This is a genomic window from Clostridiisalibacter paucivorans DSM 22131, assembly GCF_000620125.1.
Classification (GTDB): Bacteria; Bacillota; Clostridia; order Tissierellales; family Clostridiisalibacteraceae; genus Clostridiisalibacter; species Clostridiisalibacter paucivorans.
In genome coordinates this window covers 1-12,725 of record NZ_JHVL01000050.1, presented here as the reverse complement: position 1 = coordinate 12,725, position 12,725 = coordinate 1, and the positions used below count along the sequence as shown (strand labels likewise).

Annotated in this window: 13 protein-coding genes; all 13 read left to right on the top strand. The window is 32.6% G+C overall.

The features are described from left to right. Window positions 1-19: 19 nt before the first annotated feature. The gene (locus Q326_RS0112305; RefSeq protein ID WP_026895669.1) at window positions 20-2,302 is read left to right on the top strand and encodes a pyridine nucleotide-disulfide oxidoreductase/dicluster-binding protein; all 2,283 of its coding nucleotides are present in this window, start codon (window positions 20-22) and stop codon (window positions 2,300-2,302) included. Between the two features lie 2 nt (window positions 2,303-2,304). After that, window positions 2,305-2,514, top strand: a complete 210-nt coding sequence (locus tag Q326_RS0112300) for a DVU_1557 family redox protein (RefSeq protein WP_026895668.1) — start codon at window positions 2,305-2,307, stop codon at window positions 2,512-2,514. 11 nt (window positions 2,515-2,525) lie between these two features. Then, entirely contained in the window at window positions 2,526-3,269 is a 744-nt protein-coding gene (gene trsM / locus Q326_RS0112295; protein WP_245592106.1) for a DVU_1556 family methyltransferase, read from the top strand. 1 nt (window position 3,270) lies between these two features. Next, window positions 3,271-3,720 carry a DVU_1555 family C-GCAxxG-C-C protein gene (locus Q326_RS0112290; protein WP_026895666.1) on the top strand — a complete coding sequence of 150 codons (450 nt, stop codon included), beginning with the start codon at window positions 3,271-3,273 and terminating at the stop codon, window positions 3,718-3,720. Continuing rightward, the gene (trsS, locus tag Q326_RS0112285; RefSeq protein ID WP_250160342.1) at window positions 3,720-5,078 is read left to right on the top strand and encodes a radical SAM (seleno)protein TrsS; all 1,359 of its coding nucleotides are present in this window, start codon (window positions 3,720-3,722) and stop codon (window positions 5,076-5,078) included. Before Q326_RS0112290 ends, trsS begins: the two co-directional genes overlap by 1 nt. Beyond that, a complete protein-coding gene (locus Q326_RS0112280; RefSeq protein WP_026895664.1) occupies window positions 5,078-6,394 on the top strand; it encodes a DVU_1553 family AMP-dependent CoA ligase in 1,317 nt (438 codons plus the stop codon). The genes trsS and Q326_RS0112280 overlap by 1 nt, the downstream gene beginning before the upstream one ends. A gap of 4 nt (window positions 6,395-6,398) precedes the next feature. Further along, on the top strand, window positions 6,399-7,457 hold the full coding sequence (locus tag Q326_RS0112275; protein ID WP_026895663.1) for an XdhC family aldehyde oxidoreductase maturation factor: 1,059 nt from the start codon (window positions 6,399-6,401) through the stop codon (window positions 7,455-7,457). A 20-nt stretch (window positions 7,458-7,477) separates the two neighbouring features. Continuing rightward, on the top strand, window positions 7,478-8,074 hold the full coding sequence (cobC, locus tag Q326_RS0112270) for an alpha-ribazole phosphatase (RefSeq protein WP_026895662.1): 597 nt from the start codon (window positions 7,478-7,480) through the stop codon (window positions 8,072-8,074). 251 nt (window positions 8,075-8,325) lie between these two features. Beyond that, a complete protein-coding gene (locus Q326_RS0112265) occupies window positions 8,326-9,384 on the top strand; it encodes a FecCD family ABC transporter permease (RefSeq protein WP_245592104.1) in 1,059 nt (352 codons plus the stop codon). Then, complete coding sequence (locus Q326_RS0112260) at window positions 9,381-10,163, top strand: ABC transporter ATP-binding protein (RefSeq protein WP_026895660.1); 783 nt, start codon at window positions 9,381-9,383, stop codon at window positions 10,161-10,163. Before Q326_RS0112265 ends, Q326_RS0112260 begins: the two co-directional genes overlap by 4 nt. Window positions 10,164-10,209: 46 nt before the next feature. Next, complete coding sequence (locus Q326_RS0112255; protein WP_026895659.1) at window positions 10,210-11,328, top strand: ABC transporter substrate-binding protein; 1,119 nt, start codon at window positions 10,210-10,212, stop codon at window positions 11,326-11,328. Between the two features lie 10 nt (window positions 11,329-11,338). Beyond that, window positions 11,339-11,896 carry a nucleoside-triphosphatase gene (locus tag Q326_RS0112250; RefSeq protein ID WP_034602158.1) on the top strand — a complete coding sequence of 186 codons (558 nt, stop codon included), beginning with the start codon at window positions 11,339-11,341 and terminating at the stop codon, window positions 11,894-11,896. Further along, complete coding sequence (locus Q326_RS0112245; protein WP_026895657.1) at window positions 11,883-12,635, top strand: DUF364 domain-containing protein; 753 nt, start codon at window positions 11,883-11,885, stop codon at window positions 12,633-12,635. Before Q326_RS0112250 ends, Q326_RS0112245 begins: the two co-directional genes overlap by 14 nt. The last annotated feature ends 90 nt before the right edge of the window (window positions 12,636-12,725 follow it).

Here is a 12,725-nt window from a genome sequence, read left to right as displayed (position 1 = left end):
AAAAGGAAGTTGGATAGATATGGATTCAGATAAGTTGTTGAGTAAACAAGAACTATGTATTGTAGATAGTCCAGCACCATGTAGTGCAGCTTGTCCTTTACATGTGGATATACTTTCTTTTATATCTGAGATTAGAAAGAAGGATTTTGAAAAGGCATATAATGTCTTAAATAAAAAAATACCATTTACTAGGGTAATGTGTAGGGTTTGCGACCATCCCTGTGAAGATGTATGTAATAGGATTAAAAAGGGAGGGGCTATCCAAATATCAAAACTAGAAAGGATAGCTGTAGAGTATGGATATACTAGACCTAATAAAAAACTTCCAATACCTAGAAAACATTTTAAGATTGCAGTAATAGGTGGAGGGATAAGTGGATTATCTGTGGCTACAGAATTAGATAAAAAGGGTTATGATGTAATTATATACGAGGCTAGATCTTATCTTGGAGGGAGACTATGGGATTTTGATGAAGAGACACTTCCAAAGGCCCTATTAGAAGAAGAAATTCAAAGTATTTATAATAAAAAGATTGAAATAAAACTAGATATAAATGTGGGAAGAGATCTGAATTTAGATGAAATACTGGAAAAATATGATGGAGTTTATTTAGGAACTTCTTTTTGGCCACAAGAACTTGAGATTGATTTAATAACATTTAAAACCCAAATAGATAAGCTATTTGCTGGAGGTTGTCTTATTAAAGATAATAATAATTCAGTAATACAATCTGTATCTACAGGATTAAGGGCGGCAACTTCCATTGATAGATATGTAAATAAAAAATCTTTGACTGCTGCTAGAGAAAATGAAGGTTCTTATGAGTCAGAATTAAAGATTGATTTAACAGATATAACAGAGATTAGTCCTTATGATTTGTGGATTGATGATAAATATATTAAAGATAAGGCCTCAGATGAAGCTTATAGGTGTATTCAATGTAAATGTCAGGAATGCGTAAAAGCTTGTGCCCATTTGCAAAAATTTGATATAAATCCTAAGAAATATATTAGACAAATAAATCATAATGAAAATATTGTGTTGGGAAATCATAGGGCAAATAAAATGATTAATTCATGCACATTATGTGGATTATGTGGGGAAGTATGTCCAAATGGTTTAGATATGAAGGATATAGTTATGGAAACAAGACAAAGTATGGTTAAGAGGAATAAAATGCCTCCCTCGGCTCATGATTTTGCGTTGAGGGATATGGAATACAACAATAGTCATAATTTCAAGATGGTAAGACATCAGCCAGGTACCAATGAAAGCAAATATATGTTTTTTCCAGGCTGTCAGCTCAGTGCCTCAGCTGCTGAATATGTACCTGAGGTTTACAAATATCTCATAGGCAATATGAATGAAAGTGTGGGACTGATGTTGGGATGTTGTGGAGCACCTGCAGAATGGTCAGGAAGAGTAGATATGTTTAATGGCAGTATAAAAGACTTAAAAGACAATTGGATACAGATGGGTAAGCCCACTTTTATATTGGCATGTTCAACTTGTTATTATATCTTTAAGACATATATACCTGAAATAGAAATAGTTTCTTTATGGGATATTATGGTCAAATTTGGGATACCTTCACAAAACAAAATAAGCAACCAAATGATATTGGCCCTCCATGATGCATGTACAACTAGGCATGATAAAAATATACATAGTAGTGTAAGGCGTATTATAGAAGATTTAGGATATGGCATAGAAGAGCTAAAATATTCTAAGGAAAAGACGGAGTGTTGTGGTTATGGAGGGTTAGTGTATTATGCCAATAGAGAAATGGCCGAGGATTTTATTCAAATGCGTATAAATGAAAGTACTAATGACTATATAGTTTATTGTTTTATGTGTAGAGATTTATTTGCATCTAAGGAAAAGAGGACCCTCCATATTCTTGATTTAATATATGGCAAAGACATAGAAAGCCTTTGCCAAAGAAGAGGACCTACCTTTTCTGAAAGACATGAAAATAGAACGAGATTAAAAATTGATCTATTAAGAAATCTATGGGGTGAAGATATGACTAAATTAGATGGGGAAAAGGATATAAATATTATTATCCCTGAAGGTTTAATAGATATCATGGAAGATAGACTTATACTGAAGGAAAATATTATAGAAGTTATCCAATATGCAGAAGGGAAAGACAGGAAATTTATAAATCCAGACAATAATCATTCACTTGCTTATAAGAAGATTGTGAATGTGACTTATTGGGTGGAATATGAAAATAAAGAACAGGATTTTATAATCCACAATGCATATAGCCATAGGATGGAAATATTGGAGGACTAGATATGGGATTTAAAAATTATAAGGAAGATATTAAATGGGTCTGTTCTAAATGTGGTTCAAGGCTAAAAGAAGAAAGGGTCAGACTTGTTTATTTAGGAGGAAATTTTGAGGTTGATTTGTTGAAATGTCCACATTGTAATTTGGTTTTGATTACAGAAAAACTAGCTCAAGGGAAGATGCTTGAGGTGGAGAAAAATTTAGAAGACAAGTAAATAGGGAGGATATGATGTTTTCATATGTTTCTGGAAATATTTATGAAAGTGAAGATATAAGAAGTATAACTGGGGATACCATAAGACCAGGAGGTTTTAAGCTTACAGATAGAGCAGTAGAGTTTTGTGACTTTAAAAAAGATTACAAGATATTGGATATTGGCTGTGGAATGGGTGCTACGGTGGCATATTTACAAGATAAATATGCATTAGATGCATTGGGAATTGATCCCTCTGATAAACTTCTTCTTTATGGTAAAAACAAAAACTCTAAATTAAATATTTATAAGGGTATAGGAGAGGCGTTATTTTTTGAAGATGATGAAATGGATGGTGTATTTTGTGAATGTACATTATCTTTAATGAATGACAAATATAAGGTCATATCAGAAATTCATAGAGTGCTAAAAAATAGAGGATATGTGATTATTTCTGATGTTTATGCTAAAAATCCTAATTATATAAAAGAACTGGAAAAATTCGGGATGGGAAGCTGTATAAGGGGAGTTCATGATATTGAAGATTTAAAAGAAAAACTCAGAGAAAATGGGTTTAGGATAAATTTCTTTGAAGACTATACAAATTATTTAAAACAAATGATAGTAGATATAATATTCCAATTTGGTTCCATAGATGTTTTTTGGAGAAAAGCAGGAAAGTGCAATTCTGTACCTGATAAATTTAAGAAAGTGTTGTCAAGAAGCAAAATAGGGTATTTTCTTTTAATTGCTCAAAAGACTGGAAAGGATGATTAAATTGGATGAGATAGCTTTTCGCATATTTCAACTTGCATCTCAAGGATATTGTTGCACACAGATAATGGTCAAGATTTTACTTGAACAAGAAGGGAAGGAAAATACAGATTTAATTAAAGCTATAAATGGATTATGTGGAGGAATAGGGTTTTCCAAAGGTGTTTGCGGTGTATTAACTGGTGGAGTTTGTATACTAGGACTTTATAGTGGAAAGGGAAAAGATGATGAGTATAGAAGAGAAGATTTTGGTGAAATGATTAATGAATATATGGAGTGGTTCGAAGAAGAATTTGGAAGCAAGGATTGTGTAGATATAGCAGGAGATGAATTAAAGGTTGGAAAACTGGGAGAGACCTCTTATCCAGTAAAATGTGGAGGAATAATAGAAAAGGGACTAACTAAAGTGTGGGAAATTATGGATGAGCATAATTATGAATTGGGAGAGCGATAATGATGGAGAAATATGGAGAAATGATTTTCAAAACAGAAAGTCTCTGTCCCATATGTTTAAAAAAGATACCCGCATATAGGGTTAAAGAAGACCAAAGGATATACTTGGAAAAAGAATGTAAAGAACATGGTAAATTTAAGACATTGATATGGAACGGTATACCTGATATGGATACGTGGATAAGGAAAAAAATACCCAGTAAACCTAAGAAGAGTTTCAAGAAAATTGACAAAGGGTGTCCCTTTGATTGTGGACTTTGTGATGACCATAGACAGCATACATGTACTGCTCTAATAGAGGTTACTGAAAGATGTAATTTAGAATGTAATTTTTGTTTTGCAAGTTCTACAAAGGACTTATCTGAAGATCCAAACTTAGATAAGATAAAATTTTGGTATAAAAGGGTTTTAGAGGCAGGAGGACCTTATAATATACAGATATCAGGTGGAGAACCTACTGTTAGGGATGATTTGGATAAAATAATAAAAATGGGACATGATTTGGGGTTTGAATTTATCCAATTAAATACCAATGGTATAAGAATCGGGCAAGATGAAAATTATGTGAAAAAATTGAAGGAGTCGGGGTTGGATTCAGTATTTTTACAATTTGATGGCACAAAGGAATATATATATAAGAAACTCAGGGGAAAGGGACTCTTTGAAATTAAAATTAAGGCTATTGAAAATTTAAATAAATATAATATAGGGATTATTCTTGTACCAACTATTGTACCAGGGGTCAATATGAGCAATATAGGAGAGATAATTGATTTTGCCATAGAGCATATTCCAGTAATAAGGGGAGTTCATTTTCAGCCAGTTAGCTATTTTGGACGATTTCCTTCTGAATCCAGTGAAAATATAAGAATAACTATTCCAGATATAATAAGGGAAATAGAAATACAGACTAACGGAAGGATTAAGATGGAGAGCTTCAAAGCACCAGGATGTGAAAATTCTCTCTGTTCCTTTAATGGCAATTATATATATAGAGGTAAAAAGATATTAGAGTCAATATCAAATAAATCTTGTTGTTCTAAAGTGGAAAGGGCTGAAATAGGGTCCCAAAAGGCTAGAAATTTTGTATCTAGAAATTGGAGATTACCTAATAAAAGATGTAGATGTAGTGAAGATAACTTCCATGAGGTCACAACCTTTGATGATATTTTGGATAAATTGAAAACATTTAATTTTAGTATATCGGGAATGGCATTTCAAGATGTGTGGAATATTGATTTAGACAGATTGAAGGATTGTTGTATACATGTTGTAAGTAATGATGGAAATCTAATACCATTTTGTGCATATAATCTCACAGATAGTGATGGTAACTATCTATATAGGGGTAAATCCTAATGCAGATTACTCCGTTAGATAAATGGATAAAAAAAAAGATAGGATATAGGGGAGTCAGAGATTTTAGAAGGGAACTTGATGATTATACACTTAATAAAATACAAGAGAATATAGATTATGTAAAAAAGAATAGTCTATTTTATAAAGCTCACTTTAAAAATGTAGATAAGATAAATTCATTTAAAGAGTTTGAAAAACTACCCTTTACTTCTAGTTTAAATTTGAGTCATAGTTCAAACCATTTTGTCTGTGTATCTCAAAGCCATATTAATAGGATTGTTACTTTGAAGACATCTGGAACCAGTGGAGAGAGTAAGAGGGTATTTTTTACAGAGGAGGATCAGGAATTAACTATTGACTTCTTTCAAAATGGCATGTCAAGTTTAGTAGAGGAAGGATATAAGGTGCTTATTTTATTGCCCGGTCATAGAGAGGGAAGTGTAGCAAATTTATTACAAAGGTCATTAAATAGAATAGGTGTAGAGTCATATATATACGAGCCTATATATAATGTTGAAAAGATACTAGAAATTATTAAAAAGAATAGTATAGATACCATTGTAGGTACACCGATACAATTATTTTCCATTGTAAATTATAAAGAAAATGAACTAGATATCAATGTAAAAACCGTATTATTGAGCACTGATTATGCCCCCGATATAGTGATTGAAAAAATAGAAGAGGCTTTTAAATGTAAGGTATTTGATCACTATGGAATGACTGAAATGGGTCTTGGAGGGGGAGTGCAATGTAAGGCATTCAATGGATACCATCTAAGGGAAGCGGATTTATATTTTGAGATTATAAATCCAATTACCGAGAAAAAATTATCAGATGGGAAATATGGAGAGGTAGTATTTACAACTTTGACAAGAACAGGAATGCCTCTTATTCGATATCGCACAGGAGATATCAGTAGGATAATTGATAAACCATGTCCCTGTGGTACAGAAATAAAGAGATTAGATAAAGTAATATCTAGAATAGAAGGCTGTGTTGTATTGGTCGATGGAGAGATATTGACCATGGGAGAATTAGCAGAAATAGTGTTTTCCATCGATGGCATTGTTGACTTTGATGCAATTATAACAGAAAGATGTGATAAAGATTGTTTAACTATATATGCATATGCACCATATATTAAAGATAATTTATTCATTACTATATTTAATAAGTTACAGTCCTATGCTCCAATTATGAGACTAATAAAAGAAAATAAATTAATTTTAAATATAAAAAGAAAGAATAAAGATTTAACATATTGCAATGGTATTCAAAAAAAGAAAATAATAGATATGAGAAATAAGGGGTGATTGTATGAAAGGTGTAATGGATAAAGGATTAGAGTTGTTAGAACAGCAAGAAAGTTTTGTAATGGCAATGGTCATTAATCAATCTGGTTCAACACCTAGAAATATGGGCGTAAAAATGATAATCAGAAGAAATGAAGAATCTATAGGTACCATTGGGGGAGGGCTAGTAGAGGCCCATACCCAGAATCTAGCAAAAAAGGTATTTGAAAATAGACAATCAATAATTAAAAGGTTTGCATTAGATAAAAAAGATGTAGCAGAGATGGATATGATATGTGGAGGAAGAGTCATTGTCTATTTAAAATATATAGATGGCAAAAATCAATATTACAGAGAAGTATATAGTGAAGTTTATAATACTAAGGTAAAACAGAAAAAGGGCTGGTTTATTACATTGCTTTCAGAGGCATCTGAATGTAAAAGAAGTGGTCAATGGTTCCTTACTGAAGACAAAATTTTAAAGGGAGAACCATTGGAGGAGTTGGAAGCTAATGAAATAAAAGAATTTTGTTCCAATGCAAAAAAGATTCATATATTTGTTAGCAAAAATAATAATAAATACCTTATTGAATATATGGGACATATAGACAAGGCATATATTTATGGTGCAGGACATGTGGGACATAAATTAGCGCCATTGCTTAGCTATGTAGGATTTTATACAGTGGTATTAGATGATAGAGGGAAATATGCCAATAAGGATAGATTTCCAATGGCCAATGAAGTAATTGTATTGGATTCCTTTGATAATGTATTTGAAAATATAAATATTGATAGAAATACATATATCATAATTGTTACAAGGGGACATCAGTATGACCAAACTGTTTTAGAACAGGCATTGAATACTGATGCAGCATATATTGGTATGATGGGAAGTATAAAGAAGAGAAATCAAATATATAACAATTTACTAGAAAAAGGGTTTGAAATGAAGGAATTAAATGAGGTGTCTGCTCCAATCGGGCTACCCATTAGAGGAGAAACTCCTGAAGAAATTGCTATAAGTATTGTGGCTGAATTAGTTGATATTAGGGCTAAGAAAACAGATGAAATAGTATAGGCAGAAAGTGGGTTTTAAGAATGGGAGAAAGGATGATATATCTTGTAAGACATGGGGAAATAGAAAAAGAGGTAGATAAAAAGATATATATAGGACAATTAGATGTAAATTTGAATAAAGAAGGGATAAAACAGTCTCAACGATTGAGCATAAAACTCCAACATATTCCATTTCAAAAGATATATTGTAGTAGTTTAAAAAGAACTATTAAGACAGCAGAGATTATAAGTAAGAATCATGGCATTGAGCCAGAGATGGTCGATGAATTTAGAGAAATAGATTTAGGAGAGTGGGAGGGAGTTTCTTTCAATGAGATCAAGGGACGTTACCCTAATAAATTTGAGAAAAGGGGCAAAAATATTATCCACTATTGTGTCCCTGGAGGGGAGAGCTTTTATCAATGTAACCAGAGGGTGATAAAAAAATTTTATGAACTCTTATATATAACTAAAGGGGATATATTAATTGTAGCCCATGCAGGAGTGAATAGATTGATCTTATGCAATATTTTAGGTATTAGTTTAGAAAAGATTTTTCAAATGCCACAAAAATATGGCTGCTTTAATACCATTGCTGAAAACTGTGGAAAGCTCCAAGTAAAAAATATAAATCAATGAACAATAGATATTGAAAACTAAATAGATTGCGCGGGGCTTGGCCCTTCCTCTTTAAGGAGGAGTTTCCAGAGCTGTGAACTAGTATAATCCATAAACTAGGGAGTCGAGGAAAGGACTATGATCTAAAGAGGTACTGCTGCGCACAGTATATGACTGTAAATGGCAGGGAAGGATATTGGGCGACCAATAAATGATGACATGTATATCTATGTCTATTACACTCCTTCCCTGTACTGGAAGGGGTTTTTTACTTGAGAACAATATTAATTGATAAAAAGACAAATATAAAAGAGATGATTACAGCTCAAATAAGCAAAAAGATTATATTGATATTAATGCCTATAATTGTATTTTTATTATCTTTTACAATTGGGAAATATCCCATATCCTTTGAAGAATTGCTTACTATTTTGAAGGAGAGTATTTTTTCTCTAAATAGATCGTTACCTGATGTGTTGTATTCTGTGATATTGAAGGTGAGGCTGCCTAGAATTTTTGCAGCTTTTGCAGCTGGAGCTTCCTTGGCTGCATCGGGAGCAGCATATCAAGGCATGTTTAGGAACCCATTAGTTTCTCCAGATATTTTAGGTGCCTCAGCAGGAGCAGCATTTGGTGCTGCTATAGGAATATTATTTTCACTGGGAATAATAGGAATACAAATATTGTCCTTTATATTTGGGTTATTGGCTGTATTGTTGACATATTTAATCAGTATGAAATTAGGCAAAAATAACAAGGCAACATTGGTATTGATACTTTCAGGAATGTTAATAAAAACGCTTTTTACTTCATTCATTACATTGACAAAGTATTTAGCAGATCCATATAGCAAACTTCCAGAGATAACTTTTTGGCTCATGGGGAGTTTAGCTGCCATCAATTTAAAGGATGCCTATATAATATTTATTGTTTTTATTATAGGGATTATTCCATTATTACTTTTAAGGTGGAAACTGAATGTCCTATCTTTTGATGAAGAGGAGGCAAGGGCATTGGGGTTAAATGTAAATAGGATTAGGACTGTTGTTATAGTTTGCTCCACATTCATGACAGCATCAGTAGTTTCTGTTGCAGGTCTTATAGGCTGGGTAGGGCTTGTAGTACCCCATTTTTCTCGGATGCTTGTGGGACCAAATTTTAAAAAATTGATACCTACATCTATATTAATAGGAGGGTCATTTTTACTCTTTGTAGATGATTTGGCAAGATGCATAGGGAGTTTAGAGATTCCCCTTGGGGTATTGACATCAATAATAGGTGCACCATTTTTTATATATCTAATGTTAAATGTAAAGAAGGGTTGGATATGAAAATAGAATTGAAAAATGTTACTTGTGGATATGGATTAAGGTCAATAGTTAAAGATGTTTCTATGGAAATCAATTCGGGAGAAACATTGTGTATATTGGGTCCCAATGGTGTAGGAAAGACCACATTGTTTAAAACTATTTTAGGTTTTTTAAAGCTTCAAAAGGGTGAAATATTGCTCAATGATAAAAATATATATGATTATAAATCTAGTGAGCTTGCTAAATTGATAGGTTATGTGCCACAGGCACACAATCCTCCATTTCCATTTAAAGTGCTAGATATAGTCTTGATGGGGAGGATATGCCATATTGGGACGTTTAGTTCTCCCAGTAAAAGGGATGTAGATATTGCTTTAGAAGCAATGGAGATGTTAAACATACTATATTTAAAAGATAAGATATATACAGAGATAAGTGGAGGGGAAAAACAACTTGTTTTAATAGCAAGGGCATTGGCTCAACAAGCCCAAATGCTTATAATGGATGAACCCACTTCAAATTTAGATTTTGGTCATCAGATGAGGGTATTGAATCATATAAATAAACTGGTTCAAAAGGGTATGGGAGTTATAATGACTTCTCATTTCCCAAATCATGTCTTTCTCTGTGCAACAAGGGTGTCCATAATTAAAAATGGCAGATTGTTTAAAGTAGGCACACCAAAGGAGGTTATTACGAAGGAAAATCTGAAAGAGATATATGGAATAGATACTGAAGTAATAAATGTAGATAGAATAAATAATAAAGATATGAGTTATTGTATACCAGTTTTTAATTAAGTTGTCAGGTCTTAAATAGAATTGATATATACGAGGGGGAAATGAGATGAAAAATGTTAAAAATATTTTGATTGTAACATTGGTTTTGGTAATGACTATTGTATCTGGTTGTTCGTCTACAGAGGATGTTGCAGTAGAGCAACAAAATTTAGAAGATCAAGATTTGGGAACAACTACAGTTACAGATATGGCAGGTAGAACTGTAGAGATTCCTACTAAGATTGAAAAGGTCTACTGTAAGAGCCCAATAAGCACCATATTGGTATATACCCTTGCTCCAGAAAAACTGGCAGGATGGAACTATGGATTTACAGAAAATGAAAAGAAATATCTACCTGAAAAATATGCAAATCTACCAGTATTAGGGGGATGGTTTGGGAAGAATAATACGGGAAACATTGAAGAAATATTAAAGGCTGATCCCGATATTATAATTGATATGGGAGAAATCAATGATACTGAAATTGATGCCGATGAAACACTCCAAAAACAGATAGATATACCAATAGTAATAGTTAGAAATGAAAAGTTAGATGATTTAGCGAATGCATATACATTTATTGGTGAAATAATAGGAGAAGAAAAGAGAGCTGAAGAACTTGCTGGTTATTGTAGAAATACTATAGATGATGCACTGGAGAAATCAAAAGAACTCAATATTGAAGATAGAGTAAAGGTATATTATGCCGAGGGGGCAAAGGGATTAAATACTGAGCCCAAGGGTTCTTATCGAATGGAAGTAGTCAGAATGGTTGGGGGAGAAAATGTAGCTCAATTATCTAAAGATAGTAGCTATGGTCATAGTAATGTATCATTGGAACAGGTATTATTATGGAATCCCGATGTGATTATAACAGTTGCTGAAAGTAGCGATGATAATCTTTCATTTTTTGAGACTATTTATGATAACGAAGAGTGGAAGGATGTAAAGGCAGTTAAAAATAAGAAGGTATATGGTATACCTCAAAATCCCTTTGGATGGTTTGATAGACCACCATCAGTAAATCGTGTGATAGGTATAAAATGGGTTGGGAATATACTATATCCTGAGATATATGACTATGATATGGTTCATGAAGTAAAGAATTTTTATAAAATGTTTTATCACTATGACCTTAGCGATGAAGAGGCAAGGGACTTTCTTAATATAGGCCAACAGGAATAGGATAATGATTATGGAGAATTTATTTTTGACAGGGGAAGTAAATATTGGTAAGACTACGGTATTAAATGCTATAAAGAAGAAATTAAATATCAGTGAAAATATGATAGGGGGATTTTTAACTAAGGCATTTCTTGAACACAATAGGGTAAGGGGATTTTATATAGATCCAATCAATTATAACCTTAAAATGCCAGAATTCAAAAAGAGAATAATAGGATATACCCATGACTACATAAATTGGACAGGGGTTACAGATACATTTGAAAATTTTGGGGTAGAAATATTAAATTATTGTTTGAAAAGTCCCTTTGAACTAATTATTATGGACGAATTAGGCTTTTTTGAGAGTAAGGCATATATATTTCAAAGAAAAGTGCATGAAATAATAGAAAGTAGAAAAAAGGTTTTAGGAATAATAAAGCCACAGAGGACGATATTTATGAATTCTATAAAAAACCGCAGGGATGTAATTGTTATAGAGATTACGAAAGAAAATAGGGATTGTGTCTCTACAATAATCCAAGATTTAGAGCTTGGGTGGGAGGGGATAAAAGATGATATTAGATAGTCTTATAACAGTTGTTGAAAAAAGTGCAAGAGGTAAACGGATAAAGGATGTTAGAGCTGGTCTAGGATATACTGCTGTTTTATTAGACAATAATAGTTGTGGCTTAGCATATACTTTTAGAAATGAACTGGGACCTTGTTGTTCTGCATTTGGAAGAGCAGGGGAGATTAAAGGAATAGATTGTACAGAGGCTATAAAATGGTCTAAGTCAAGAAACTTAGTCCAATCAGCCATTGGAGTGGCTACTATAAATGCATTGTTACAGAATAGAGTTAAAGAATATGAATGTGACAATGTGTTCAAAGTGTTAGATATAGGTGTTAATGATGTATTGGGGGTTATAGGAGACTTTAAACCTCTAACCAATGGGAGAGGAAAAAGTGCAAAAAAGATGTATGTTTTCGAACGAAAAACAAGTAATACAGATAATTATTATCCCGATCACAGTATTTCTGAACACCTTCCTAAATGTGATATTGTAGTTATAACCTCAACATCTATTATCAATAAGACCTTTGATAATATCATTGAATACTGTAAAGGGGCTAGAAAAGTTGCGATGGTAGGTGCTACCACTCCATTGTGTACTGAGGTATTTTCAAAATATAAAATAGATATACTTGCAGGAGTCCTTGTTTTAAATCCCATAAAATTATTGGATATAGTAAGTCAAGGTGGCGGCACTAAACATTTTGACAATAATGTTAAGCAGATATATATAGATATGGGGAATATGTAATTAGTTAGTGGTTAGTAGTTGATGGTATAAGCAGAGAACCCAAATCTTTATTATGATTTGGAGTGAATCGCTTAGTGGTAAAGTAAAGAG

Coding starts and splice junctions, on each gene's coding strand:
- Q326_RS0112305 (WP_026895669.1), top strand. CDS start 20: ATGGATTCAGATAAGTTGTTGAGTAAACAAGAACTATGTATTGTAGAT.
- Q326_RS0112300 (WP_026895668.1), top strand. CDS start 2,305: ATGGGATTTAAAAATTATAAGGAAGATATTAAATGGGTCTGTTCTAAA.
- trsM (WP_245592106.1), top strand. CDS start 2,526: ATGATGTTTTCATATGTTTCTGGAAATATTTATGAAAGTGAAGATATA.
- trsS (WP_250160342.1), top strand. CDS start 3,720: ATGATGGAGAAATATGGAGAAATGATTTTCAAAACAGAAAGTCTCTGT.
- Q326_RS0112280 (WP_026895664.1), top strand. CDS start 5,078: ATGCAGATTACTCCGTTAGATAAATGGATAAAAAAAAAGATAGGATAT.
- Q326_RS0112275 (WP_026895663.1), top strand. CDS start 6,399: ATGAAAGGTGTAATGGATAAAGGATTAGAGTTGTTAGAACAGCAAGAA.
- cobC (WP_026895662.1), top strand. CDS start 7,478: ATGGGAGAAAGGATGATATATCTTGTAAGACATGGGGAAATAGAAAAA.
- Q326_RS0112260 (WP_026895660.1), top strand. CDS start 9,381: ATGAAAATAGAATTGAAAAATGTTACTTGTGGATATGGATTAAGGTCA.
- Q326_RS0112255 (WP_026895659.1), top strand. CDS start 10,210: ATGAAAAATGTTAAAAATATTTTGATTGTAACATTGGTTTTGGTAATG.
- Q326_RS0112250 (WP_034602158.1), top strand. CDS start 11,339: ATGGAGAATTTATTTTTGACAGGGGAAGTAAATATTGGTAAGACTACG.
- Q326_RS0112245 (WP_026895657.1), top strand. CDS start 11,883: ATGATATTAGATAGTCTTATAACAGTTGTTGAAAAAAGTGCAAGAGGT.